General features: G+C 60.0%; 23 protein-coding genes, 1 tRNA gene and 2 pseudogenes. 12 read left to right on the top strand and 14 right to left on the bottom strand.

Annotated features, from left to right (window positions below):
* Positions 1–11: 11 nt before the first annotated feature.
* The 5 genes from ACYQ1P_RS12230 to ACYQ1P_RS12210 all read right to left on the bottom strand — a co-directional run bounded on the left by ACYQ1P_RS12230 (position 12) and on the right by ACYQ1P_RS12210 (position 5,048).
* Complete coding sequence (locus ACYQ1P_RS12230) at positions 12–965, bottom strand: septal ring lytic transglycosylase RlpA family protein (protein ID WP_460020629.1); 954 nt, start codon at positions 963–965, stop codon at positions 12–14.
* A gap of 76 nt (positions 966–1,041) precedes the next feature.
* Entirely contained in the window at positions 1,042–2,226 is a 1,185-nt protein-coding gene (locus ACYQ1P_RS12225) for a lytic murein transglycosylase (protein WP_460020628.1), read from the bottom strand.
* A gap of 35 nt (positions 2,227–2,261) precedes the next feature.
* Complete coding sequence (locus ACYQ1P_RS12220) at positions 2,262–3,053, bottom strand: YdcF family protein (RefSeq protein WP_460020627.1); 792 nt, start codon at positions 3,051–3,053, stop codon at positions 2,262–2,264.
* Positions 3,054–3,127: 74 nt separating this feature from the next.
* Positions 3,128–3,418, bottom strand: coding sequence for a hypothetical protein (locus ACYQ1P_RS12215; protein ID WP_460020626.1), 291 nt, complete (start codon positions 3,416–3,418; stop codon positions 3,128–3,130).
* A gap of 76 nt (positions 3,419–3,494) precedes the next feature.
* Positions 3,495–5,048: an acyl CoA:acetate/3-ketoacid CoA transferase gene (locus ACYQ1P_RS12210; protein ID WP_460020625.1), complete on the bottom strand. Its 1,554-nt coding sequence runs from the start codon at positions 5,046–5,048 to the stop codon at positions 3,495–3,497.
* Positions 5,049–5,159: 111 nt separating this feature from the next.
* Here ACYQ1P_RS12210 and ACYQ1P_RS12205 point away from each other — a divergent pair.
* The 6 genes and pseudogenes from ACYQ1P_RS12205 (at position 5,160) to aat (ending at position 9,829) form a co-directional block, all read left to right on the top strand.
* Positions 5,160–5,249: transfer RNA gene (locus tag ACYQ1P_RS12205), tRNA-Ser, on the top strand.
* Between the two features lie 330 nt (positions 5,250–5,579).
* The gene (locus ACYQ1P_RS12200) at positions 5,580–5,858 is read left to right on the top strand and encodes an SEL1-like repeat protein (protein WP_460020624.1); all 279 of its coding nucleotides are present in this window, start codon (positions 5,580–5,582) and stop codon (positions 5,856–5,858) included.
* Positions 5,859–5,908: 50 nt separating this feature from the next.
* Positions 5,909–6,594: pseudogene (locus tag ACYQ1P_RS12195) on the top strand (IS3 family transposase); the annotation flags it as partial.
* A 29-nt stretch (positions 6,595–6,623) separates the two neighbouring features.
* Positions 6,624–8,138, top strand: a pseudogene (istA, locus tag ACYQ1P_RS12190) (IS21 family transposase).
* A 14-nt stretch (positions 8,139–8,152) separates the two neighbouring features.
* Positions 8,153–8,905: an IS21-like element helper ATPase IstB gene (gene istB, locus ACYQ1P_RS12185; RefSeq protein ID WP_460019056.1), complete on the top strand. Its 753-nt coding sequence runs from the start codon at positions 8,153–8,155 to the stop codon at positions 8,903–8,905.
* A 249-nt stretch (positions 8,906–9,154) separates the two neighbouring features.
* A complete protein-coding gene (aat, locus tag ACYQ1P_RS12180; protein ID WP_460020623.1) occupies positions 9,155–9,829 on the top strand; it encodes a leucyl/phenylalanyl-tRNA--protein transferase in 675 nt (224 codons plus the stop codon).
* Here aat and ACYQ1P_RS12175 read toward each other — a convergent pair.
* The 8 genes from ACYQ1P_RS12175 to ACYQ1P_RS12140 all read right to left on the bottom strand — a co-directional run bounded on the left by ACYQ1P_RS12175 (position 9,745) and on the right by ACYQ1P_RS12140 (position 15,789).
* Positions 9,745–10,158 (bottom strand): DUF2155 domain-containing protein, encoded by a 414-nt coding sequence (locus ACYQ1P_RS12175; RefSeq protein ID WP_460020622.1) that lies wholly within the window; start codon positions 10,156–10,158, stop codon positions 9,745–9,747. The genes aat and ACYQ1P_RS12175 overlap by 85 nt on opposite strands.
* Before the next feature lie 78 nt (positions 10,159–10,236).
* Positions 10,237–10,710 carry an outer membrane lipid asymmetry maintenance protein MlaD gene (mlaD, locus tag ACYQ1P_RS12170; RefSeq protein WP_460020621.1) on the bottom strand — a complete coding sequence of 158 codons (474 nt, stop codon included), beginning with the start codon at positions 10,708–10,710 and terminating at the stop codon, positions 10,237–10,239.
* Positions 10,711–10,744: 34 nt separating this feature from the next.
* On the bottom strand, positions 10,745–11,218 hold the full coding sequence (locus tag ACYQ1P_RS12165) for an MlaD family protein (RefSeq protein WP_460020620.1): 474 nt from the start codon (positions 11,216–11,218) through the stop codon (positions 10,745–10,747).
* 12 nt (positions 11,219–11,230) lie between these two features.
* Positions 11,231–11,590: an NADH:ubiquinone oxidoreductase subunit NDUFA12 gene (locus tag ACYQ1P_RS12160; RefSeq protein ID WP_460020619.1), complete on the bottom strand. Its 360-nt coding sequence runs from the start codon at positions 11,588–11,590 to the stop codon at positions 11,231–11,233.
* A 172-nt stretch (positions 11,591–11,762) separates the two neighbouring features.
* The gene (locus ACYQ1P_RS12155; RefSeq protein ID WP_460020618.1) at positions 11,763–13,052 is read right to left on the bottom strand and encodes an FCSD flavin-binding domain-containing protein; all 1,290 of its coding nucleotides are present in this window, start codon (positions 13,050–13,052) and stop codon (positions 11,763–11,765) included.
* Positions 13,053–13,062: 10 nt separating this feature from the next.
* Positions 13,063–13,650: a c-type cytochrome gene (locus ACYQ1P_RS12150; protein WP_460020617.1), complete on the bottom strand. Its 588-nt coding sequence runs from the start codon at positions 13,648–13,650 to the stop codon at positions 13,063–13,065.
* A gap of 11 nt (positions 13,651–13,661) precedes the next feature.
* Complete coding sequence (locus ACYQ1P_RS12145) at positions 13,662–14,219, bottom strand: tetratricopeptide repeat protein (RefSeq protein WP_460020616.1); 558 nt, start codon at positions 14,217–14,219, stop codon at positions 13,662–13,664.
* 94 nt (positions 14,220–14,313) lie between these two features.
* Positions 14,314–15,789, bottom strand: a complete 1,476-nt coding sequence (locus tag ACYQ1P_RS12140; protein WP_460020615.1) for a multiheme c-type cytochrome — start codon at positions 15,787–15,789, stop codon at positions 14,314–14,316.
* Between the two features lie 825 nt (positions 15,790–16,614).
* On the opposite strand from ACYQ1P_RS12140, the gene ACYQ1P_RS12135 reads away from it, so the two are divergent.
* From ACYQ1P_RS12135 to ACYQ1P_RS12110, 6 genes are all read left to right on the top strand, one after another.
* Positions 16,615–20,307: a vitamin B12-dependent ribonucleotide reductase gene (locus ACYQ1P_RS12135; RefSeq protein ID WP_460020614.1), complete on the top strand. Its 3,693-nt coding sequence runs from the start codon at positions 16,615–16,617 to the stop codon at positions 20,305–20,307.
* Positions 20,308–20,458: 151 nt separating this feature from the next.
* Positions 20,459–20,929 (top strand): CreA family protein, encoded by a 471-nt coding sequence (locus ACYQ1P_RS12130; protein WP_460020613.1) that lies wholly within the window; start codon positions 20,459–20,461, stop codon positions 20,927–20,929.
* An 11-nt stretch (positions 20,930–20,940) separates the two neighbouring features.
* Positions 20,941–21,408 (top strand): RidA family protein, encoded by a 468-nt coding sequence (locus ACYQ1P_RS12125; protein WP_460020612.1) that lies wholly within the window; start codon positions 20,941–20,943, stop codon positions 21,406–21,408.
* A gap of 41 nt (positions 21,409–21,449) precedes the next feature.
* Positions 21,450–22,604 carry a GNAT family N-acetyltransferase gene (locus ACYQ1P_RS12120; protein WP_460020611.1) on the top strand — a complete coding sequence of 385 codons (1,155 nt, stop codon included), beginning with the start codon at positions 21,450–21,452 and terminating at the stop codon, positions 22,602–22,604.
* A 68-nt stretch (positions 22,605–22,672) separates the two neighbouring features.
* The gene (gene mce / locus ACYQ1P_RS12115) at positions 22,673–23,077 is read left to right on the top strand and encodes a methylmalonyl-CoA epimerase (protein ID WP_460020610.1); all 405 of its coding nucleotides are present in this window, start codon (positions 22,673–22,675) and stop codon (positions 23,075–23,077) included.
* The gene (locus ACYQ1P_RS12110; protein ID WP_460020609.1) at positions 23,074–23,640 is read left to right on the top strand and encodes a DNA-3-methyladenine glycosylase I; all 567 of its coding nucleotides are present in this window, start codon (positions 23,074–23,076) and stop codon (positions 23,638–23,640) included. Before mce ends, ACYQ1P_RS12110 begins: the two co-directional genes overlap by 4 nt.
* On the opposite strand, the gene panD is transcribed toward ACYQ1P_RS12110, so the two are convergent.
* Entirely contained in the window at positions 23,625–24,164 is a 540-nt protein-coding gene (panD, locus tag ACYQ1P_RS12105; protein WP_460020608.1) for an aspartate 1-decarboxylase, read from the bottom strand. The two genes, ACYQ1P_RS12110 and panD, sit on opposite strands and share 16 nt — an antisense overlap.
* Positions 24,165–24,326: the final 162 nt, after the last annotated feature.

Below are 24,326 nucleotides of genomic sequence, written 5' to 3'. Positions count from 1 at the left end.
CGGATGAAGGATCAATCGGTGACCAACCGGGCATCGGAAAATCCGGCGGTCACTGTCCGGGCCAGCGCTTGCGCCCCTTCTGGAGCCGAGGCGAACGGCCCGATGCGTACCCGGTACCAATCGCGGCCGTTGACCAGGATCTGATGGACCTCCACGGGACCGATGGAGGACAGGGATTCCCTGGCCCGATTGGCATTTTCATAGACCGAGAAGGCCGCCGCCTGAACATAGACCCCGACCAGCCCCGGGTTAAGCGGTTGCTGTGACTCGGTCACCGTCTGGGTCGCGGAAACCGGTAAGATGGTCGGCGGCGTGAGAGACTGCCGGTTGACCATGCCCCGCGGCCGCCCCTCGACTTTGATCGGCGATTGAATCTGCTGCCGATCCGCCTCGGCAACGCCGATACCCGCCTGCGCCCGGGAGGCCACCTGACGGCTCTTTTCGGCATCAATCTCGACCCGGACCCGGGCCGTGCCCTGGTTCTCGAAACCCAGCAATTGCGCCGACCGCCGCGACATGTCGATGATCCGGTTATGGGCGAACGGCCCCCGGTCGTTGACCCTGACCACGATGCTGCGACCGTTTTCCAGATTGGTGACCCTGACGAAACTCGGCATGGGCAAGGTCCGGTGCGCTGCCGTCAGCGACCATTGATCGAACTCTTCGCCATTGGCGGTATTCTTGCCGTGAAAATTCGGCCCATACCAGGACGCGACGCCGGTCTCGACGTAGCTGTAATCGACCGCCGGATAATACCAGATTCCGGCGATCTGGTAAGGATTGCCCACCTTGTAGGTGCCGCCATATTCAGTCCGTGGCTCATAACCGCCCGGCTCCTGGGCCCGTTTGGCAGTATGGGCGGCCAACTGGGTGGGCGCGCAACCGGACAGGGACAGACCCGACAGCAGACCGACCAGGGCCAGCACGACCGGAAAGCTGCGGTAGAAGGAACGACAAATCAACATTTCGGCTCGGTCTCTTTCCTGATCACCTGATGGGCCAATTTAGACCGCCTCGCCCCGTCGGGCAAGACACGGTCGGTCAAAGAACCCCCATTCGCTCCAACAGTCCGTGGGACGGATAGCCATCGGCGGGCAAGAGATGTTGCCGTTGAAAGGTCTTCACTGCCTCGCGGGTCATCGGCCCAACCAGACCATCCGACTCGCCCTCGTATAGACCCATCCTCTTAAGTTCATCCTGCATCGCCTTGATATCCTTTATGGCCATGGCCTGGACATTCTTCGGCCGGGCGGTTTGAAAGGCCCCTTTTCCTTCTAACCGGTCGGCCAGATGGCCCACCGCCACTGCATAGAGCAACGACCGGTTCCAGACCATGATGGTGCGGAAATTCTGATATACCAAAAAGGCCGGTCCCTCGATTCCAGCAGGCAGGACGATAGACCCCTCTATATCCACCCCAGGCAGGGCATTGCCGGAAATCTTGCGTACCCCGAGGGCCTGCCATTCCATCAAGGATTTGCGGATGCCCAGTCCGACCTGATCCAGGTCGAAATCCTTCGGCAGTCGGACCTCGCGGCCCCAGGTATAATCGTGCTCCCAGCCCGACGAGGCCAGATAGTGGGCCGCCGAACCGAAGATGTCTTCAAGGCTGCCCCACATGTCGCGTCGCCCGTCGCCATTGAAGTCCACGGCATAGGCCCGGAAAGTCGTCGGAATGAACTGACATTGGCCCATGGCCCCGGCCCAGGAACTCTTGGCATCCAGCGGAATGTCCCCGTCCTGCATGGATTGCAGGGCAGCCAGAAGTTGGGCTCTGAAGAAATCCGAGCGTCGCGGATCATGGGCCAGGGTCGCCAGGGCACCGACCAGGGGAAAGGTGCCGGTATAGGCGCCGAAATGACTTTCCAGCCCCCAAAAGGCGACCAGAAAACGCTTCTGCACGCCGTACTTGGCTTCCACCCGATCCAACAGCGGACCATATTTGGCCATCATTTCGCGCCCTTTGGCGATGGTCGTTTCGGTAATGCGCTTATCCAGATAGGACCACAGGGTCTGGGTATATTCCGGCTGCTGCGCATCCAGTTCCAGAACCCGGGGGATGGGCGTCACATCCTTCAAGGCTTGATCGAGAACGGTCGAGGAAACCCCCAGCCCCGCCGCTTCCTGGCGCACCCCTTCGAGCCATTGAGGAAACGGCAACGCATCGGCGGCCTTGACCGGGCCACTCAGGGTTACGCCTCCAGCCACCGCCAACGCAAAGATCATTCTTTTGTTCATAATAATCCTACAGTACATTGATATCATGATGGGAATATGGCAGATGTTCGATCGGTCAAGCGATAGAACAGTAGCCCCAGCAACTCGTGAAGGGCCTGCGACCACGCCGAGACTCCACGCCCGAAATTGAAGCCCAGCGCCACATCTTCCTCTCCTCGATAGCCATAGTCCACCGGATAGGGCAGCACGTTCCATCCGGCCTGACGAAAGCAGCCGACCGCGCGCGGCATGTGAAAGGCCGAGGTGACCAGCAGCCATTGGTCATCCGGGGCGGGATTGATCAAATCGTGGCTATGGGTCGCATTCTCCCAGGTGTTGCGCGATTGATTTTCCAAAATCAGCCGTGACGGAGCGACCCCCAACGTACTGAGGAGCGGCGCCAGATAATCCGCCTCTTTCAGGGATTGGTCGAAGGGGTCCCCAGAGCCGCCGCTGAACACCACCCGGGCGTCCGGGTAGCGGCGCAACAGGTCCGGTAAAACGGTGATCCGCTCCACCGATCCGTTCAGCGCCACCTGACCTCGGGCTTCCGAGAGCCCCGGGTCCACCACCCCGCCGAGCACGATGATGCCGTCGATCCTGGCAGGCAGGACCGGCAGCGGGAACCGATTCTCCAGGGCGACCATCACGCGGGTGCCCAAAGGAACCGTGGCTATGACCACGACGATCAAGGAAATCACGGTCAGCAGCCCTCGCCCGCGGCGCCACCAACGGGTCCACAACAGGCCGCAGGCAAGTAGCAACCCGACCAGAATCAGGTTCAAGGGCTCGATCAGAAACCACAGAATCTTGGAGAGATAAAAAAACACTGCCATCCTGTCCGCATCGTCACCGACCGACAGCTTAACCGCATCCTCTTAAGCGACCGTAAAGCCCGCAGGGGTTCAAATCAGGTGCGGGTGTCGTTGTCCGGTTTCTTATTCTCCTCCTCCGCCGGAGCAGATTTCGGCATCGGCTGTTTGCGGCGAATGATGATGTCCCCGTTGGGCAAGACTTCCGGAGCGGAATATTGGGGAATGGACATCATCAGCATTTCCAGAGCCCCAAAGATGGTTTGCATCCCCTCCTCCAGCATTTCCCTGGGGTCGGACTCGGCGGCCCAGCCGATCCGGGGCAGCCCCAAGGCCACGGCAAGAAGGGCCACTGCCATCAATTTTCGGCCACGGGATCTATGCAACATGGGACTTGCCTCCAAGCAATCGGGGTTTAAGGCGTTCTCTTTAAACTGAGTAACACATCAGGGCGACAGGTTTCGATCATGGCCGACGCAGCCCGAGCCGGGACGGTCGAAAAAGATCCGCCGCCATCAACCGGGGCCGCTCCGGGATCAACGGCTGAAAAGCCATGCGATCGAGAACGTCCCGTTGCATGTCGATGCCCGGGGCGACCTCGGTCAGCCGCAGTCCCTGCGCCGTTAACTGAAACACCGCCCGTTCGGTGACGTAGCACACGCTCTGTCCCCGCGCCCGGGCCTGGGCCGCATTGAATGTGAGGTGAGACACCTGGGACACGAATTTGCCGCGCGCCCCGTCCCGAATCAGGGTTAGCCGTCCGTCGCCCATCTCCATTTCCGCGTCACTGCTGGAAAAGGCCCCGACGAAAACCAGTTCCCTGGCGCTCTGACTGATATTGATGAAGCCTCCGGCCCCGGCCAGACGATGGCCGAAACGGCTGACATTCACATTGCCCTCCCGATCCACTTCCGCCATGCCGAGAAACGCCTGATCCAGTCCGCCGCCGTCGTAAAAATCGAACTGCGCCGCCTGATCAATGATCGCCTCGGCCCCGTACACTGCCCCGAAATTGAGGCCGGAAGCCGGAATGCCGCCGATGCCCCCCGGTTCGACGGTCAAGGTGATCTGTCCGATGATGTCTTCTTCCGCCGCCACGGACGCCACCGCTTCCGGCATGCCGATGCCCAGATTGACCACCGCGCCCGGTTTCAACAGGCGCGCCGCCCGGCGACCGATGACCTTGCGCGGCCCCAGGACCAGCGGCGGCGGAACCGGCGGCCCGTCGGGCAGAAAGTCGCAAAAGGCCGGATTGAAGTGTCCGGCGAAGGTCTGGTCGTGCAATTCCGGCGGCGCGACCACCAGATGATCCACCAGAATGCCCGGAATGCGCACGTCTTTGGGCGGTCCCTGATGCCGTTCGACCAGCCTTTCCACCTGCACGATGACCCGTCCGCCAGAATTGCGCGCCGCCTGGGCCATGGCCAGGGCGTCGAGAACCAGGGCCTCGCGCTCCAGGGTCACATTACCTTGAGCGTCGGCGGTGGTGCCGCGCAACAGCGCCACATGGATGGGAAAGGTCTTGTAGAACAGATAGGTTTCGCCGTCGATTTCGATCAACCGCACCACCCCTTCCGGGGTCCGGTCGTTGAGCCGCCCGCCCTGTTGCCGGGGATCGACAAAGGTGCCCAGACCAATGCGCGAGATATGCCCCGGACGACCGGCGGCAATGTCGCGATACAGGTGGGCGATGACCCCCTGCGGCAGGTTATAGGCCTCGATGGCGTTGGTACGGGCCAACGCCCCCAACCCGGGCACCAGCCCCCAATGGCCGCCGATGACCCGGCGCAGCATCCCTGGATGGGCCAGATGATTGAGCCCCCGCCGACCGCCGTCGCCCTGCCCCGCCGCATAGACCAGAGTCAGGTCATGCGGCCCCTCTCCGTCCAGGAATCGCTGTTCCAGCGCCTCGGCCAGGGCTTCGGGAAACCCGATGCCGACAAATCCCGCCGTGGCCACGGTCACCCCGTCCTTGATCAGAGCCGCCGCCTGCCCCGCCGTGATGACCTTGTCCCGCATCTCGCCCCCCTTGCCTGACTGCCCTTGACGCCCGCCGACGAATCTGGGACCACTCGGTTCTCAAGGGTCTCGATCAATTGTTCCATAAATGAACGATCGGGGACAGCCTGCGGATGGGTGGCCGAGCGGTTGATGGCACCGGTCTTGAAAACCGGCAGAGGTTCACGCCTCTCGTGGGTTCAAATCCCACCCCATCCGCCATTTATCATTTGCAATCACTTTATATTGCTGTGTTTTTTTTGATGGGGAGCCCAAGGGTTTGCAAGGGTGAACGAGATTTGATGCCAAGCGGTCGAACCGAGGATCGAGACACTTGGAGAAAAGCCATGCGCGGATACTTTTCAACATAACGTTGAGAAACCTATCACTTCACATCTCGCCAATCAAACTTGGAATCGACAACACGACCGTTTCGGAGTGTCAGTTCACCAACCAGTTGTCGTTTCCAGGGGTCGCTTTTCACTTCGAAGGACTTTCCGTTTCTCCTGAGGACCCATTGAGATTCGCGGCCACCCAGCATACACTCGCCCCATGCGTGTTTTATTGATCCTGGCTTGTGCCCTGTTCGCCCTTCCGGCCCGCGCCGATTTCGACGCCGGGATGAGGGCCTATGAGGCTAAGGACTATCGGACGGCACACGAAATCTTGTTGCCCTTGGCCGAGGCTGGGGACCCTCAGGCGCAGTATTGGCTGGCCGATATATATCGCTTTGGACGCGGGCAGCCGATTTTCTATCAGGCCGCCTTAACATGGTACAAGAAGGCGGCAAGCCAAACAGAGGTGGCCTGGGAAATTCAGACAGGGGGTTAAGTGGATTTTCTGCCTGAGAGCGGCGATGATGCCGTTGATCGGGAGGAACCATGACGAAGCGTACACGGCGGAACCACACAGCGGCTTTCAAGGCGAAGGTGGCTTTGGCGGCGATCAAGGGAGACAAGACGCTGGCCGAGTTGGCGCAGCAGTTTGATGTGCATCCGAACCAGATCACGACCTGGCGAGGGCAATTGCTGGAGGGGGCATCGGGGGTTTTCGGCGCGAGCCGATCCCAGGCGACGGTGCCGGTTGATCTGAAGGAGTTGCATGCCAAGATCGGCCAATTGACGTTGGAGAATGATTTTTTGGCCGGTGCGCTCGACAAGGCCGGCATGTTGAGCGTAAAGCGATGATCGACCGTGACCATGCCCTGCCGCTGAAACGGCAGGCGGAGGTGCTGCGGCTTAGTCGCGCCAGCCTCTATTACCAGCCCCGACCGGTGTCTGCCGCCGATCTGGCCATCATGCGTCGGATCGACGCATTGCACCTGGACTTTCCGTTCGCAGGCAGCCGGATGCTGCGCGATTTCCTGCGCAACGAGGGCGTTGAGATCGGCCGCGATCATGTCATCACGCTGATGCGGCGCATGGGGATCGAGGCCTTGTACCGGCGACCAAACACGTCAAAACCAGCAGCGGGACACAAGATCTATCCGTACCTGCTGCGCGGCCTACCCATCCTGCGTCCCAATCAGGTATGGGCGATGGACATTACCTTCGCACCTTTTGGGAAGGAGCGGAGATGCCCAGGGAGAGGTTGCCCATGCGCAAGATTCGCGACGTTTTGAGGCTGCATGCCGAGGGCCTGTCGAGGCGGCGGATCGCCGTCAGTTTGAATATTGGCCGTACAACGGTCGGGGATTATATCGCCCGGGCCAAACAAGCGGGGTTGAATTGGCCCTTACCCGGGGACCTTTCGGAGGAAGGGCTGGAGCAGCTATTGTTTCCGCCCTTGCGGGTTCGAACGAGGGAACGCCCACTTCCGCCCGATTGGCCGTCGCTGCACCGGGAGAAAAAGAAGCCCGGCGTGACCCTGGCCCTTTTGTGGGAGGAATACCGGGCGCGGCATCCAGAGGGTTACGGTTACAGCCGGTTCTGTGATCTTTACCGGGACTGGCGGGGTAAGCTGAACCCGACCATGCGCCAGAACCATGTGGCCGGTGAGAAGCTGTTTGTCGATTACGCCGGTCAAACCGTGGAAGTGATTGACGGCTTGACCGGCGAGGTCCACGAGGCCCAGATCTTCGTCGCCACCCTGGGAGCCTCCAGTTACACCTACGCCGAGGCCACTTGGAGCTAGGCGCTGCCTGATTGGATCGGTTCGCACAGCCGCGCCTTCAGTTTTTTCGGCGGCGTTCCCAAGCAGATCGTTCCCGACAACCTCAAGTCCGGTGTCATCAAATCCTGCATTTATGATCCCGAGGTTAATCGGACCTACGCCGATCTGGCGAACCATTACGGTACGGCGGTCATTCCCGCCAGGCCCTACAAACCAAGGGATAAGGCGAAGGTGGAAGTCGGCGTTCAGGTGGTCGAGCGCTGGGTTCTGGCCCGCCTGCGCAATCGCCGTTTCTTCTCCCTGGCCGAACTCAATCAGGCAATCCGTGAACAGCTTGAGGTTCTGAATAGGCGGGTCAGCAAGCATCTGGATGCGTCCCGGCGGCAACTGTTCGAAGAACTGGACCGCCCGGCCCTCAAAGCCTTGCCCGCCGAGCCCTTCGAATACGCCGAATGGAAACAGCGACGCGCCGGCATCGATTACCATGTGGAAGTGGGCAAGCATTTTTACTCGGTCCCGCATGCGTTGGTCAAACAAACCCTGTGGGCTCGCATCACGGAACGCAGTGTCGAGATATTCCATAAAGGCAAGCGTGTCGCCGTCCATATGCGCGGCCCCGGCAATCGGCGTCATACCACGGTCCCGGAACACATGCCGTCATCACACCGACGATACGCCAGTTGGACGCCGGAGAAAATCCGCCGCATGGCTACCGCCCAAGGGGCCAACACGGAAGCCCTCGTTGACATTATTCTGCGCCGCAAGCCACACCCGGAACAGGGCTTTCGTTCCGCTATCGGCATCCTCCGCCTGGCCAAGGTTCATGGGCCGGAACGCCTGGAGGCGGCTTGCGAAAGAGCGCTTGAGATCGGCGCCCATTCCTATTCTTCCGTCAATTCCATCCTCAAGAACAGGCTTGAGGATTGCAAAACGAAACAGGCTGAGAACGGTCCCGCCATCGATCATCCCAACATCCGGGGTTCCGGATATTTTCATTAAGGAGGAAAACAACCATGTTGCAACACCCCACTCACGACCAACTGAAGCTCCTCAAGCTGACCGGTATGGCTCAGGCCTTCGCCGACCTCAGAGACAACCCCCAAGCCGAAGATCTGGCTCATGATCAATGGCTGGCTCTGCTTCTTGATCGTGAAGAAGCCGTCCGTGACGACCGCCGATTGACCTACCGTTTAAGAAACGCCCGCCTGCGCCACGCCGGGGCCTCAGTCGAGAACGTCGATTACCGCAGCCCCAGGCGTCTCGATAAATCCCTGTTCCAGCAACTGGCCCAGGGGAAATGGATCGCCCAAAAACAGAACCTGATCATTACGGGTCCATGCGGTATCGGCAAATCATGGCTCGCTTGCGCCTTGGGTCAAAAAGCTTGCAGAGATGATTATTCCGTCCTCTACAAACGCCTGCCCCGAATGTTCTCCGAATTGGAAATGGGTCGCGCCGATGGCCGTTACCCGCGTTTGTTTCGCGCCCTGACAAAACCAAACGTGCTGATCCTCGACGATTGGGGCCCGGAAAAACTCAACGCTGATCAGCGCCGCGATCTTATGGAAATCGTCGAAGAGCGTTACCAAAATGCCTCGATCCTGATCACCAGCCAACTGCCCGTCGATAAGTGGCACGACGTCATCGGCGAGCCCACCTTCGCCGACGCCATCCTCGATCGTATCGTCCACAACGCCCACAGGCTCGATCTCGACGGACCCTCAATGCGAAAGACCATGGCCGCCAAAACCATTGACCAGACCTAAGGAAAATGACATCAACAAATTACCCAACGGCGTCGATCACGCCGCCAAAAACGAGCCCAGGATAAAGTGGCCGTTTTGGATCGGAATGGGTGGCCGCTTTCCGTCGGAATCAGTGGCCGGTTTCATCGGAATGCGCAAAATAAGGCTGTGACTCTCGATTTCGTAAAAACAAAGGGGCGGTCCGCTGGACGGAACGCCCCTTTTTGTACATACTGCCCCCCCCAAGACAGAACAAGATCGTAGCGGTCCATGAGCGGTATCGGTCACATCACGCCTGAAATGTTGCTGCGTGCCTATGCGGCGGGCATTTTTCCCATGGCCGAAACCCGCCACAGTTCAGAACTCCTGTGGTTTGACCCCGAAGAACGGGGCGTGCTCCCCCTCGACGCCTTTCACGTTCCCCGCTCCCTGCGCAAGGTGGTGCGCAAGGGCCTGTTCGACGTGCGATGCGACAGCGCCTTTCATCAGGTGGTCGATCTCTGTGCGTCTCCGGCCCCACAGCGCCGGGAAACCTGGATCAACGGTGAAATTTTCAGTCTGGTCGGCCAATTACATGCGTTGGGCGTCGCCCACAGCGTCGAAAGCTGGCAGGACGGTCAACTGGTCGGCGGTCTGTACGGCATTGCCCTGGGCGGAGCCTTTTTCGGCGAGAGCATGTTTTCCCGTGCCACCGACGCCTCGAAGGTGGCGCTGGTCCATCTGGTGGCCCGCTTGCGCCTGGGCGGATACGTGCTGCTCGACACCCAGTTCATCACCGAACATTTGCAACGCTTCGGGGCCTTGGCCATTCCACGCCGGGACTACCATCAGCGTCTGGCCGATGCCATGCAGGTCAAGGGTCAGTTCGACGCCTCCCCGGCACCGGACGTATTGAGCGAGGCGTTGGAGGATCTGTTCCGGCAGTCAAGCACCCAGACGTCATAAACCGGGTGCTCCATGGCATTGAGGGCCGGGCTGGAGGCGAACATCCAGCCGCGGAACAGGGCCTGCGTGGGCTCCCCCTCGCGCACTTCCCAGATATCCATGAAGGCGGAGCTTTCCGGCGTTTCCTCCGGCGGGCGCTTGTCACAGTGACGGGCGATGATTTCCAGATTGCCGAAGGTCACCAACTGACCGACCGGGGCCTCGATGGTCGAGATCCGCGCGGTGACTTTGTCCAACCCCTGCAACACGGCCGTATCCATTTCGACCGCCCCGGCCACCCCGCCGATCAGCCCCAAACACAGACCCAACCCGACAACAGCCCAACGCATGACACCCATCTCCCTCTGCCTCGGGATGGTATAGCATCCGAATATGGCCGGGTGAAGGCTGGTGCTATTTTACGAGACTCAGGGCGTGCCCGGAGAAGGCGTGCCGCCCGGATTGGTGGCCAGGAAGATGATCTCGCCGACCTGATCTTCCAGGGAGCGGAAATCCTGGGTATGGGTGATCTGCCCCCCGGCGGCCAGCATTTCGGTGGATTGGCCGGGCATCAGGCGGATGTACTTGCCGCCCAGAATGCCTTCGCTGCCGATGGACGCCACCGTGTCGGTGGGCAACTGGATATCCCGGGAAATGGACAGGGTGACAACGGCGTCATAGGTCTTGGGGTCGAGCGCCCTGTCGAGCACGGTGCCCACTTTGATGCCGCTGATTCGCACATCGGCCCCCCGCGACAGGCCGCCCAACTTGAAGAACGCGGCCTTGACTTCGTACCCGCTGACGGCGCGGACCTGAGCCGTGTTATAGGCGAAAAAGACGAACATGGCGGCCACCAGAAGAACCACCGCCCCCATTACCGTTTCAACCATGTTCGAACGCATCGACCGATCCTTTATTCTGTAGGCTGCCAGCGGCTCACTTGCCGCCGTCGTTGGGCATGCCGCGCTTGGATTTTCCCTGCGAGATGATCATCTCCAAGAGGTCCTCGACAATCATGGATTCCTGGGTGAAGCCGATGGAATCTCCGGCTTTCAGGGGTTCCATATCACCGCCCGGTTCGAGGACCACAAATTTCGAACCGAACAGACCGTCCGTGTGAATGGCGGCCGATGTATCGCGGGGCAACACCACGTGATCATCAATCAGCAGCACCAGCTCGGCGCGATAGGTGCCCTTCTGCAGCCGTTGCGAGGCGACCTTGCCGATCTTGATTCCGCCCAAGGTGACCTCATCGCCCACTGCCAGACCATCCACCCGATTGAAGGCGGCGGCCACCTCGTATCCGCCGCTGGGCTTGGCCTGCCCTCGCCCATAGGACAAGGCCAGCATCAGCGCCAGTCCGCCCAGGGCCAGCGCCCCCACCCATTGTTCCTTGCTGCGACTCTGCATAATCAATCCGGATCAGTTGCTTTCCGGCGTCCAGGGCTGATAATCGCCCGTCGCCTTGGCCCGCTTGCCTCCCGTCAGGTCATGCCCCCGAGGGACATAGGCAAAGGTCGTCCCGGTCAGATTGGGCAGGTGATCCTTTTGCCAAGCCTCGGAATCCGAAGCCGCGTCGCTCAACGGTTCATCGACCGTGTGATGCAGCCAGGCATGCCATTCCGGCGGCACCTTGGAGGCTTCATTGGCGCCTTTGTACATCACCCAGCGGCGCTCCCGGCCTTGCAGCTTCTTGCGATTGCGGAAATAGCGGTTGCCGTACTGGTCTTTGCCGACCTGTTCGCCTTTGAACCACGTATAGATCAAGGTGCCGGTTATCATGGGGCTGCCGATCCTTCCATTGCATCATCAAGGCCCGTCGCAGGCCGCAGGCAATATGGCATTTCGATGCCGTCAACACAAGCAAGCCGTGGTCATGCCGGGCAGACAAAAAAAGGGGGGAAGCGATAGGCTGCTTCCCCCTTCAGTTTGTTTCAGAGAGTCATGGAGCGCGTCAGCCGAAAGAGTCGTGCACGATGTTGTCGTACCAGCTACGGGCAAACGAAACTTCGCGCTTGAGCGCCTTGGCACTGGCGTCCATGGGAGTCAGACCGCCGGAACCTTCGACACCGACGATCTGATTCTTGGCCTCGTCCAACTGATAGACGGCGGCCACGGAGAATCCATAGTCATGTCCGGCAATGGAGTAGCAGGTGTTGACATAAGCCGGGGTCTCCGGGTCCATGCCGTTGAGCAGATGCATCACCGCCGAGGCACAGACCTTAGCCTGCGAATTGGCCGAATAGCCGGATTTGGGCATGGTCGCCGCACTGCTGGCATCGCCGATCACATGAACCTTCGGCACCAGAGTGGACTCGAAGGTCTTTTTGTTAACCGGGCACCAATCGCCTTCAGTGAGGTTGGAAGCAAAGGCGACCTTGCCGGCTTTTTGCGCCGGGATGATATTGATCACGTCGCCCTTGAAGGTATCAATATCCCCTTCCAGGGTCATGTTCTTGGCATCGACGGCCACGATCTTGCCGCCCTCAGCCGCGGGCACCCACTTGATCAGGCTGTTGTCGGTCTTGTAGCCATAGAGACGTGTCCAGGCTTGCTCGAACAACCCTTTCTTGGAGAAGGCGTCCTTGGGGTCCAGAATCAGGACCTTGGACTTGGGCTTGTGCCGTTGCAGATACATGGCGATCTGGCTGGCCCGTTCATACGGCCCGGGCGGGCAGCGGAACGGATTTGGCGGTGCAACGATCAGCACCGTTCCCCCATCACGCATGGCTTCCAGCTGCTTGCGCAGGGTCACCGTCTGCGGGCCGGCTTTCCAGGCATGGGTAATGGTCTCGGCCACCTCGGCATTATAGCCACCGATGGTTTCCCATTTGAAATCAATGCCCGGAGAGACGATGCAGCGATCAAAGGCAAATTTGTCGCCGCCTTTGGTCACCACTTCCTGCTTATCCGCATCAATGGCGGTGACCATGTCATGCACCACGATCACACCATGCGCCTTCAGGCCGTCGTAACCGACTCCCTGCTGCTCAATGGTGCGCTCCCCACTCAAGACTTCATTGGAGAGATAGCAGTTATAGTGGGTGCTCTGCGGATCAATCAAGGTGACCTGAATGGTCGGATCGGCCATCCGCAGATATTTGGCGGCCGTGGCCCCACCGGTGCCGCCACCGACCACCACCACCCGCTTGGACGCCGCGGAGGCATTGCAGCCCACGATGCTGCTGGTGGCAACCGCCGCGCCCGTCAGGCGCAGCATATCTCGACGTGTCAGAGTGCTCATGGCCCCCTCCCTATTTCAAGCTGCCGTAATATTGGGCCAAGGCATCCCCGCCCGCCTCGCCGAACAGCGAATGCATGTGACGGATCGCCAGTTTCATTTTCGTCGGTCCCGGACGTTCATCGCCGAGGAAATCCTCCAACGAATATTTGACATAGGGAATCATCTGACCCGCCAGCAGCGGCCCCTGACCATTGGCCCGGCCCTTGTCCTTGTGGCAGCTCTCGCAGAACAATTCATGCAGTTGCAGCCCCTCACGCGACTTGCTGTCATCGGTGGCCTGCATGCCGGGAGCGAGAGTCTGTTGACTGAAGAAGTCGGCCATGGCCGCGATATCCGCGTCGGAATATCCCTTGGCAATGCGGTCCATGATGGTCGCCGAGCGGGCACCGCTCTTATAGTCCATCATGGATTGGATGAAGTACGTCTTGGTAAATCCGGCGATGTTCGGTGACGCCGGACCGACGCTGGAACCGTTGGTGCCGTGGCACCCTGCGCAGGTGTTGGCCAGCATGGCCCCGCTGGGCCCCTGGGCCATCGCCGGGGCAGTCAGCGCCATGGCACTGCTGATGGCCAGCGAAATGGCAAATGTCCTGGTCATGGCAATTCCTCTCACTTTGTCCCGGTTTCGGCAGGCGCGGAAACCGGCGAATCAGATGTGGTGTCATCCTTGGGCATGAAGTGCGGGGGACTCTGATCGGCGGGCATGGCTTCCCGTTCGAGACGAGCTTCCACCATTTTCATCAGTTCCTGAGCGGCCTTCAGTTCCGGGTCGATACGCAAGGCTTCCTGCAACGCTGCCTGAGCCAAGGGAGTCCGGTTGGAATGCAGATAGGCCATCCCGAGAACGGCAAACAGCTTGCCGTTGGAGGGGTCCAGGCCGATGGCCGATTGAAAATGTCCGATCGCCGTGTCGTAGTCCTGGCGGGAAAGATACAGCCCCCCCAGTTTCAGATGGGCATCCAAGGATGCCGGATCGGCCTTGAGAGCGGCCTTGAAGCTGGCCTCGGCCTGATCGGGCTGGGATTGCTCCCAAAAGGTCTGACCCTCCGCGACGAGCTTTTTGGCATCCTCCGTGGCAGCCATCCCCGTTTGCGCCAGCCCGACGACGGCAAAGCCGACGACAGCCGCCATGGCGAAACGACGAAGCCTGTGGTGAATAAGTCCCATGATTGGGAGTCTCCCTGGTCACAACATTGGAAAGTCCGGTCCTGTTCCCGGCCGACAATCTGCCGACCGGGAACAGGCCAACCGGAGGAGCGGACTACTTCAAGGAACCCTTGCCGTAGCGGGCTTCGTAACCCTTCCGCACCTTATCCAGGGCGTCCTTGCCCATGCCGTTGAAGTACCAGTCGTGCCCTTCGATGGGACGGAAGTACTTGTCGAGCAGCATTTCGGCATCCTTTTCGCCAGCCACTTCCTTCAGTTCAGGAATGAACTTCATGTAGGTGTGTTTGGCGACGTCATAGATACCATGCCACCAGGCATAGTCCGGACCACTCATGGAAGCCCCGTGACGGGCACGACGACCTTCGTGATGCCAGATTTCCCACCAGGTCCATTCGATTTGCTCGTCGAACGGCTCGGGGGTGATCTTGCCCATCTTCTTCAGGTCGCCCATGATCGCGGCGATCGGCTTGGCGAACTTCTCGTTGTAAAGATCGACCAGATCGTCAAGCTGCTTGTAGAAGCCGGTGACGAAGCTGCCGCCATGACAGGAGAAGCAAACCGCCTGCATGTTTTCGCGACGGTCTTTCCAGGTCATGACCTCGGTGACCTTTCCGCCCTTGGCCTTCGGATGATCGGGCTTGTCGCCCACCTTCGGCAGGGACGCGAGATCGGAGGTGCCCACATCGTACTGATGCCCGTTGTCCAAACGGATCAGGTTGATCTTTTTGGAGATCGGAGCCCGCAGGTTCCAGGAAATACGCTCGCCGACGTCGTGGGTCTTTTTCAGGCCCTTGGCGGCAGACATGTGACAGGTGGCGCAGGTCGGCGCGGCGACATAGTCCACACCGGCAACCCACTTGTCGGAACCCAGATTCATCTTATCGACGCTGGCCCGATAGATGATGCCGTGCTTCGACTCGTTGTAGACTTCGATCTGCGGATGATCCGGACCGATGTGGCACTTGCCACAGGTGTCAGGAGTCCGAGCCTGAGCCTTGGAGAAGCCGTGGCGACCATGACAAGCCGTGCAGGAACCGCGCGTCCCATCGGGATTCAACCGACCAATACCCGTGTTGGGCCAGGTCTGCGGGGTCGGATGCCCCTTCATCTTGCCGGTGGTCTGAATTTCGACTTCCCCGCCGTGACACTGACGGCAGCCGACGTTCACCGCAGCCGGTCCACCGACCACTTCACCCAAGAGGTTATCGAGAGACGCCAGGATCTCCCCCGCCGACGCATGATGAGACCGCTGGAACTCGTTGACCTCGGTCTCGTGGCACTGAGAGCAATCCTTCGGCGTCACAAGCTCCGAAATCAGGAAATTCTCGTGCATGAAGGCGTCTTTGTCGTCCGGCTTCGCCGCGTGGCAATCCAGGCAGTTGACGCCCGACTGACCATGCTGGCTGTCGTTCCACTGCTGGACCAAGCCCGGGCTTTCCTTGCGATGGCAATCGACGCAAATCAACCCCTTGGGATTACCCCAATCCTTGCCGATGACACCCGAAGGCCGGGCGGCCTCCGCATCGGTCGTCATGCCGAATCCGAAGACGACGGCCAAGCCGACGCACATCAGTCCGGTCCTAATTAATCTGTTCAACATGAAAACCCCCATCCGGTTGGTGGCATTAAACTTCCATACCAAGACGGAAGGCACTCGCGGATAAGGCAGAATACCCAGGGAAACAGCAGCTTTCTTTAGAAAGCAGCGACCTCCGGGACTCCCCGATCGACGTCAACCCCCCGCCCGACTTTGCCCTTCGCCATTCCCTACAAAGACACACCTTGGCGAAAAAACATTCGACCCGCTCATCGCGGATTCTTCTGCTTCAGGCAGTGAGATAGGCTAACTCAGCCGCATCGCCGCTTATTGACATAGATCAAAAATGACCGCCGATTTTTAATTATTAATTGCGAATATTAGACATCGACAATATTCAGTGGCTATACGTTTATATAAGGAGGTCGTCTCGGGACAAACCCTGTCCGCAGCACGTGAACTGTAAAAAAAAAATTCATCTGTCGGATCTGATTCCAAAGAGTCAGAATTCGGCTTCACTTGAGACCAAAGAGCGAATTTTCCGCCTCCGACTCCCGCCCCATCGGGTCCATATCGGAGTCGCCATATATTACCAATACGTAAAGCAAGCCTTTTCTGACCGATAAAACACATGATGTGGTGTGATTGTTCCGCAACAAGCCCCAAAATATGGTTGCAGGCGGAATTCGGCTCCGCTACATTTTGCCCCGTCGAGCGGAGCCGAACACATAATATAGGGGGCGCGCTTCGATCTCGGACCCGCATAATCTGGGTCTGGCGGATCAAAGGATTTTCCCTGGTTTCGGGAGCCTGTGATCCGGGTTGCTTGGGATAACAGATTTCAAAAGCGGGGATGTAATGCGCATTACGCGACACTTCACGACGGTCGACGAGTCTCCTTACGACTCCTTTGAGTTCAGGAAAGCTTCAAGTGAAATTCGGAACCCGGATGGAACAGTTGTGTTTCATGCGGAGGAAATTGAAGTCCCGGCCCAATGGTCACAAGTCGCTTGTGATGTATTGGCGCAGAAATACTTCCGCAAAGCCGGTGTTCCTGTTGCCCTGACCCGAGTCGAGGAAAACGACGTTCCGTCCTGGCTGTGGCGTTCGGTGCCCGACTCCAAGGCGATGGCCAAGTTCCCCGAAAACCAGCGTTTCAGCGGCGAGACCAGTGCCAAGCAGGTGTTCGACCGCATGGCCGGCACCTGGACTTATTGGGGCTGGAAAGGCGGCTATTTCGATTCCGAGGCCGACGCCCGCACCTATTTCGATGAGATGCGCCATATGTTCTGCGCCCAGGTCGGTGCGCCCAACTCGCCGCAGTGGTTCAATACCGGCCTGCATTGGGCCTATGGCATCGACGGTCCGGCGCAGGGTCACTCCTATGTGGACTTCACCACCGGCAAGCTGGTCAAGTCCAAGTCGGCCTACGAGCATCCGCAGCCCCATGCCTGCTTCATTCAGTCGATTGAAGACGATCTGGTGAACGAAGGCGGCATTATGGATTTGTGGGTGCGTGAGGCGCGACTGTTCAAATACGGCTCTGGAACCGGCACCAATTTCTCCCGCCTGCGCGGCGAGAACGAGGCGCTTTCCGGGGGCGGCAAATCCTCCGGCCTGATGAGCTTCCTGAAGATCGGCGACCGGGCGGCCGGGGCCATCAAGTCCGGCGGCACCACCCGCCGCGCCGCCAAGATGGTCATCGTCGACGTGGATCATCCGGATATCGAGCAGTTCATCAGTTGGAAAGTCCGCGAGGAACAGAAAGTCGCCGCCCTTGTGGCCGGTTCCCGGTTGGCCCATGAACATCTGAACCTGATCCTGCAAGCCTGCGCCGCCAACGAAGAGGATATGGCCTGTTGCGAAGGCGACCGTCACAACCCGCGCCGCAACAAGCTGCTCAAGAAGGCCATCCTGGCCGCCCGACGGGTGCAGATTCCCGAAAACTATATCCAGCGCACCATCCAGTTCGCCAAACAGGGGTTCACCGAGATCCACTTCCCGATCATGGATACCGATTGGGATTCCGAGGCTTATGCCACCGTGTCCGGTCAGAACTCCAACAATACGGTGCGCATCACCAACGAATTCCTGCAAAAGGTCATGGAAGACGGGGAATGGGAACTGATCCGTCGCAAAGACGGCGAGGTGGCCCGCACCGTCAAGGCCCGCGACCTGTGGCAGCAAATCGGCGAAGCGGCCTGGGCCTGCGCCGATCCGGGCCTGCAATTCGACACCACCATCAACGACTGGCATACCTGTCCGGAATCGGGGCGCATCAATGCCTCCAACCCCTGCTCCGAGTACATGTTCCTGGACAATACCGCCTGCAATCTGGCGTCGTTGAACCTGATGGCGTTCCGCAGCGAGAGCGGCGATTTCAATACCGCCTCGTTTGAACATGCGGCGCGGTTGTGGACCATCACCCTGGAAATTTCGGTGCTGATGGCTCAGTTCCCGGCCGCCGACATTGCCAAACGGTCCTACGAGTTCCGTACCCTCGGTCTGGGCTACGCCAATATTGGCGGCCTGCTGATGTCCACCGGGCTGTCTTACGACTCGGTGGAAGGTCGCGCCCTGTGCGGGGCGATCAGCGCCCTGATGACCGGCATCGCCTACGCCACCTCGGCGGAAATGGCGGGCGAAATGGGGGCGTTCCCGGGCTATGAGGCCAACCGCACGGCCATGCTGCGGGTCATCCGCAACCATCGCCGGGCGGCTTATGGGGAGCAGAAAGGCTACGAGGATCTGGCGGTAACGCCGGTGCCTCTGGATGCCCGCAACTGCCCCGATCCGCTGCTGGTGGAATCGGCCAAGCGGGCCTGGGACGAGGCGACCCAGTGGGGCGAGCGGCATGGCTTCCGCAATGCCCAGGTTTCGGTCATCGCCCCCACCGGCACCATCGGGCTGGTGATGGATTGCGATACCACCGGTATCGAACCCGACTTCGCCCTGGTGAAATTCAAGAAATTGGCAGGTGGCGGCTACTTCCGCATCATCAACCGTCTGGTGCCGCAGGCCCTGGAGCATCTCAAGTACGAGGCTCACGAGATCGACGACATCATCCGCTACGCAGTCGGTCACGGCACCATCAAGGGCTCGCCGGCCATTGGGCATGCGGCCCTGCGCGAGAAGGGCTTCACCGCCGACGCGCTGGAAGCCCTGGAAGGGTCGCTCAAGGATGCCTTCGACATTCGCTTCGTGTTCAACCGCTATACGCTCGGCGAGCGGTTCTGCACCGAAACCCTGGGGCTCACCACCAAACAATTGAACGACCCGAGCTTCGACATGCTGACCCATCTGGGCTTCAGCAAAAAGCAGATCGAGGCGGCCAACACCTACGTCTGTGGGGCCATGACCCTGGAAGGGGCACCGCATCTGAAGGACGAGCACCTGCCGGTGTTCGACTGCGCCAACGTGTGCGGGCGAGTCGGCAAACGGATGCTCTCGGTGGACAGCCATATTCGCATGATGGCCGCCGCCCAGCCGTTCATCTCCGGGGCCATTTCCAAGACCATCAACATGGCCAACAGCGCCACGGTCGAGGATTGCATGGACGCCTACATGTTGTCCTGGCGTCTGGGTCTGAAGGCCAACGCCCTGTATCGGGACGGCTCCAAGCTGTCGCAGCCGTTGCAGTCCAGCGTGCTGGAAGACGTGGACGACATGGAAGAGGCGGCGGTTCCCCTGACTCAGGTGGAAAAGGTCGAAAAGGTGGTCGAACGGATCGTCGAGCGCAGCATCGCCACCCGTCGCCCCCTGCCCTCGCGGCGCAAGGGCTATACCCAGAAAGCCATCGTCGGCGGCCACAAGGTCTATCTGCGCACCGGCGAATACGAGGACGGCACCATCGGCGAGATTTTCGTCGATATGCACAAGGAAGGCGCGGCCTTCCGCTCGATGATGAACAACTTCGCCATCGCCATTTCCATCGGCCTGCAATATGGGGTGCCGCTGGAGGAATTCGTCGAGGCCTTCACCTTCACCCGCTTCGAACCGTCGGGCATTGTCCAGGGCAACGATGCCATCAAGATGTCCACCTCGCTGCTCGACTACATGTTCCGCGAACTGGCCATTGCCTACCTGGGCCGCGAGGATCTGGCCCATGTGGAAATGGCCGACCTGATGCCCGACACCCTCGGGCGCGGGGACAAGGCCGAGGGCACCCTGCCCGAGGAAGCGGAATCCACCGAGCAGGCCGATACCATGCAGCAGGTGGCGCGACTGGCCAGCACCGGCTATGTGCGCAAGAACTTCTTTGTGGTCAACGGCTCCAAGCAGGACAAGCTGGAACAGGTCGTCGCCGAAGCGGCGCAGGCTGCCGTCGGTCTGGCCTCCGCCGGTGGCGGCCTGGGTCTGGCTGTGGGCGGCGACAGCTACTCCACCACCAGCCTCTCCACCGAAGGCGACTCCGGTATGGACCGGGTGCGCGAGGCCCGCATGAAGGGCTACGAGGGGGATGCCTGCGAGAATTGCGGCAATTTCACCCTGGTGCGCAACGGCACCTGCCTCAAATGCATGACCTGCGGCTCCACCTCGGGCTGCTCCTAACCCTTTCCAAGCAGGGGAGAAAACATCCTCCCCCCTGCATACCTTGAGACGCGGGCCTGCGGGTCCGCGTTTTTTTTGTCGGCGGCCCGCCTTCATTCGGTCATGGGAGTCTGTTAGGAGTCTGTCTCCCGTGACCCAACGGAGTCGGACCATGCGAATTCTTTTTGCCGCCGCCCTGCTCGCCCTGACCTGGGGCACTCCCGGACAAGCCGAGGAAATCGGCTGTGTCAGTACGGTGTTCAAGCTGCTCGGCCCGGACCACAAAATCTGTATCGAGGCCTTCGACGATCCCGAAGTGCCCGGCGTGACCTGCCATATCTCGCGGGCCCAAACCGGCGGCCTGAAGGGCATGGTCGGGCTGGCTGAAGACACCTCCGATGCCGCCATTGCCTGCCGTCAGGTGGGGCCGATCACCCTGCCCGAGAATCTGAAGGACGGCGACTCGGTGTTCCATGAACGGCGCTCCTTCCTGTTCAAGAAGCTGCAAGTGGTGCGGTTCCTGGATCGCAAACGCAATGTGTTGATTTACCTTGTCTATTCGGACAAAATCATTGAAGGTTCACCGAAAAACAGCATCAGCACCGTGCCCATTCTTCCGGCCCGCCTTTTTTCCCAGGATTGAGGAGTCCCGCCATGACCGCCACCGTCGCTCAACGACTCCAGGATCTGGGATTGGAGATCCCCGAAGCCGTCGCCCCGGTGGCCAATTATGTGCCTTTCGTGGTCACCGGCAATCTGGTGGTGGTGTCGGGTCAGGTGCCAATCCAGAGCGGCCAGGTGGCCTTCAAAGGCAAATTGGGGGCCGGTGTCTCACTGGAAGACGGCATCGCGGCGGCGCGGCTCTGCGCCATCAACATCATTGCCCAGGTCAAGACGGCCTGTAACGGGGACCTGGAACGGGTCAAGCGGGTGGTGCGGCTGGGCGGATTCGTTGCCTGCACGGCCGACTTTGCCGATCACCCCAAGGTCATCAACGGGGCCTCGGACCTTATGGTCGCGGTATTCGGAGACGCCGGACGCCATGCCCGCGCCGCCGTCGGCTGCCCGTCCCTGCCCCTCGACGTGCCGGTGGAGGTGGATGCCCTGGTGGAGATTGCATAGGCCGTCTTGCATCAAGCGGTTTGCATACTCATCTTTCCCTTATGCCCGACGGAAACGACGCTCTCCCGCTGAAGGTTCATGGCCGCATCGGTGATATTCCGGCGGCCCAGTGGGATGCCTGTGCCGGGGACGACAATCCTTTCGTATCACACGCTTTCCTGAGCGCCCTGGAAGACAGCGGCTCGGTGCGTCCGCAAACCGGTTGGGCCCCCTGTCATCTGACCGTCGAGGACGAAACGGGGCAGGTTCAGGCCTGTGCGCCGCTGTACCTCAAGGGTCATTCCTACGGCGAGTATGTGTTCGACTGGTCGTGGGCCGATGCCTACCGCCGGGCGGGACAGGATTATTACCCGAAGCTGCTCTGTGCGGTGCCCTTCACCCCCGCCACCGGACCGCGCCTGATGCGGCGACCGGGCGCGCCGGAGAGTCTGTCGGCGCTGTTGGCCGCCGGGATGATTCGACTGGCCGAGCAACAGGGATGTTCTTCCATCCACGCCAATTTTCTCTCCGAATCCCAGCAGTCAAGCCTGCAATCGCAGGGATTCATGCCGCGCCTGGACATCCAGTACCACTGGGACAACCCAGGCTATGCCGATTTCGACGACTTTCTGGAGACCCTGTCGTCACGCAAGCGTAAGGCGATCCGCAAGGAGCGCCGACAGGTCGCCGAAACCGATATCGACATTCGCCTTCTCAGCGGCAACGCCCTCGAAGAGGCCCATTGGGACGCCTTTTATCAATTCTACCTGTCCACCTCGGACAAAAAATGGGGCTCTGCCTATCTCAACCGGACATTCTTTTCCCTGCTCGGCGAACGGATGGCCGACCGGGTGGTGCTGGTGATGGGATTCCGCAACGGGCAACCGGTGGCCGGGGCGCTCAATCTGCGTGGTCGGGACACTTTGTTTGGTCGCAACTGGGGATGTTTGGACGACGTCAAGTTCCTGCACTTTGAAATGTGCTACTATCAGGCCATTGACTACGCCATCTCCCAGGGTTTGCGCCGGGTTGAAGCCGGAGCACAGGGCCAACATAAGATTCAACGGGGCTACCGCCCCAACCTGACCCACTCGGCCCACTGGATCGCCGATCCGCGTTTTGCGCAGGCCATTGGCCACTATCTGGAGGCCGAACGGCAAGCCCTCCAGGAGCAGATGGTAGAACTGGCCGAGGGCACTCCCTATCGCAAGGACTGACTTGACATTCAAGGCCCGTCGGTCCTTGCTAGCTTTGGGTTTTGCAACAGGGAAATGGGAGAAAAACAATGATCGGACGACTGAATCATGTGGCCATCGCCGTGCCGGATTTGGAAGCGGCGACGGCAACCTATCGGGATGTGCTCGGCGGCAAGGTCTCGGCCCCGCACGACGTGCCTGAACATGGCGTCACCGTGGTGTTCGTGGAATTGCCCAACACCAAGATAGAGTTGCTGCACCCCATGGGGCCGGATTCTCCCATTGCCAATTTCCTGGAAAAGAACACTTCCGGCGGCATTCATCATGTGTGCTACGAGGTGACCGACATCCTGGCCGCGCGGGATCATCTGAAGTCTAAGGGGGCGCGGGTTCTGGGCAACGGCGACCCCAAAATCGGGGCACATGGCAATCCTGTGCTGTTCCTGCATCCCAAGGACTTCAACGGCACCCTGGTGGAGCTGGAACAGGCGTGAGCTGGTACTGCGATGCGGCCCCGGGGCATCCGGTGCACCAGGGCTACCACGATGAAGAATACGGCTTTCCCAAGACCGATGAGCGGGCGCTGTTCGAGCTTCTGTGCCTGGAGATCTTTCAGGCTGGATTGAACTGGGAACTGGTGCTGAAGAAACGCGAGGGTATGCGCGCCGCCTTCGAAGGATTCGAGGTGGATCGTGTGGCGTCCTATGGCGCAGCAGACCGGCAACGGCTGCTCGCCGATCCACGGATTATCCGCAATGGATTGAAAGTGGATGCCCTCATTCACAATGCCCGGGTGATCCAGAATATGCGCGCCAGCCATGACGGGTTTGCCGCGTGGCTGGCGGCTCATCATCCTTTATGCAAGCGAGATTGGGTCAAATTGTTCAAGCAGATTTTTAAGTTCACCGGGGGCGAAATCACCAACGAATTTCTGATGTGTATCGGCTATCTGCCGGGGGCGCACCGGGAGAGCTGCCCGATTTTCGCCCTCACCCGCGCCGCCGGGGCTGCCTGGATGAACGTCGACCCCAGCGTCTATGTTCAGAGTGAGAAGTGATTCTGACAGAACCGCTCCACTTCGTCTTCACTCCATCCCTTACCCAGTAGGTCGTTGCGCACCGAAGTGACATCCACGTTGGTGTAGGTATGACAGCCATCGGGGCCGTGGGTATGTTCGTCAACAATGGCGAACCCCATGGTCCCATCGGATTTGCGGGTGACCTCATAGGCCAGCACCTGATCAATCCGGTTGTCCGGTAGAAACGTCAGAATGCGCGGACGCTGATCCGGCACCTGAGCCGGCGGTAGATACTGGGAGGCGGCGACGATCAATTCGTCCCCCACCTGGCACAAGCGCGCTGCCGCCCCGTTGAGGACACAGCAGCGGGACCCCGGCTCGCCCAAAATCACATAGGTGCTCAGGCGCGCCCCGTTGTTCTTGTTCCAGATGTCGACGAATTCCAACGGCATGACCCCGGCGCGGGCACAATGTTCAGGGTCGAGGGTGATCGAACCATGATAGTTGAGATCCGCATTGGTGACGCGAATACCATGCAGCTTGGCTTTGATGACCTTCAACATGAAACGGGGCCTTGATGAATGAAGAGAGGCCCGATTGTACTGATTGTGCGACGCAACGCAAATCCATACTTTCTTCGTGTGGTCACTGTCGTCTAAAGTTCAGCCGGGATGTTCAGCCCCGAAATCGAAAGCCGTCCTGCCGCCCCGGTGCAGGAATTTGCC

The sequence above is a fragment of the Magnetospira thiophila genome, assembly GCF_054657015.1.
The sequence above is the reverse complement of the archived record's forward strand: the minus strand, read 5'-3'. Positions and strand labels throughout refer to the sequence as shown.

Bases quoted from the DNA above. Each gene is read 5' to 3' on its own strand.
- istB (WP_460019056.1), top strand. From the start codon at position 8,153: ATGTTGCAACACCCCACTCACGACCAACTGAAGCTCCTCAAGCTGACC.
- ACYQ1P_RS12230 (WP_460020629.1), bottom strand. From the start codon at position 965: ATGTTGATTTGTCGTTCCTTCTACCGCAGCTTTCCGGTCGTGCTGGCC.
- ACYQ1P_RS12215 (WP_460020626.1), bottom strand. From the start codon at position 3,418: ATGTTGCATAGATCCCGTGGCCGAAAATTGATGGCAGTGGCCCTTCTT.
- ACYQ1P_RS12135 (WP_460020614.1), top strand. From the start codon at position 16,615: ATGCGCATTACGCGACACTTCACGACGGTCGACGAGTCTCCTTACGAC.
- ACYQ1P_RS12175 (WP_460020622.1), bottom strand. From the start codon at position 10,158: ATGCGTTGGGCTGTTGTCGGGTTGGGTCTGTGTTTGGGGCTGATCGGC.
- ACYQ1P_RS12225 (WP_460020628.1), bottom strand. From the start codon at position 2,226: ATGATCTTTGCGTTGGCGGTGGCTGGAGGCGTAACCCTGAGTGGCCCG.
- ACYQ1P_RS12155 (WP_460020618.1), bottom strand. From the start codon at position 13,052: ATGAGCACTCTGACACGTCGAGATATGCTGCGCCTGACGGGCGCGGCG.
- ACYQ1P_RS12120 (WP_460020611.1), top strand. From the start codon at position 21,450: ATGCCCGACGGAAACGACGCTCTCCCGCTGAAGGTTCATGGCCGCATC.
- ACYQ1P_RS12165 (WP_460020620.1), bottom strand. From the start codon at position 11,218: ATGCAGAGTCGCAGCAAGGAACAATGGGTGGGGGCGCTGGCCCTGGGC.
- panD (WP_460020608.1), bottom strand. From the start codon at position 24,164: ATGTTGAAGGTCATCAAAGCCAAGCTGCATGGTATTCGCGTCACCAAT.
- ACYQ1P_RS12160 (WP_460020619.1), bottom strand. From the start codon at position 11,590: ATGATAACCGGCACCTTGATCTATACGTGGTTCAAAGGCGAACAGGTC.
- ACYQ1P_RS12200 (WP_460020624.1), top strand. From the start codon at position 5,580: ATGCGTGTTTTATTGATCCTGGCTTGTGCCCTGTTCGCCCTTCCGGCC.
- mlaD (WP_460020621.1), bottom strand. From the start codon at position 10,710: ATGCGTTCGAACATGGTTGAAACGGTAATGGGGGCGGTGGTTCTTCTG.
- mce (WP_460020610.1), top strand. From the start codon at position 22,673: ATGATCGGACGACTGAATCATGTGGCCATCGCCGTGCCGGATTTGGAA.
- ACYQ1P_RS12125 (WP_460020612.1), top strand. From the start codon at position 20,941: ATGACCGCCACCGTCGCTCAACGACTCCAGGATCTGGGATTGGAGATC.
- aat (WP_460020623.1), top strand. From the start codon at position 9,155: ATGAGCGGTATCGGTCACATCACGCCTGAAATGTTGCTGCGTGCCTAT.
- ACYQ1P_RS12145 (WP_460020616.1), bottom strand. From the start codon at position 14,219: ATGGGACTTATTCACCACAGGCTTCGTCGTTTCGCCATGGCGGCTGTC.
- ACYQ1P_RS12140 (WP_460020615.1), bottom strand. From the start codon at position 15,789: ATGTGCGTCGGCTTGGCCGTCGTCTTCGGATTCGGCATGACGACCGAT.
- ACYQ1P_RS12220 (WP_460020627.1), bottom strand. From the start codon at position 3,053: ATGGCAGTGTTTTTTTATCTCTCCAAGATTCTGTGGTTTCTGATCGAG.
- ACYQ1P_RS12150 (WP_460020617.1), bottom strand. From the start codon at position 13,650: ATGACCAGGACATTTGCCATTTCGCTGGCCATCAGCAGTGCCATGGCG.
- ACYQ1P_RS12210 (WP_460020625.1), bottom strand. From the start codon at position 5,048: ATGCGGGACAAGGTCATCACGGCGGGGCAGGCGGCGGCTCTGATCAAG.
- ACYQ1P_RS12130 (WP_460020613.1), top strand. From the start codon at position 20,459: ATGCGAATTCTTTTTGCCGCCGCCCTGCTCGCCCTGACCTGGGGCACT.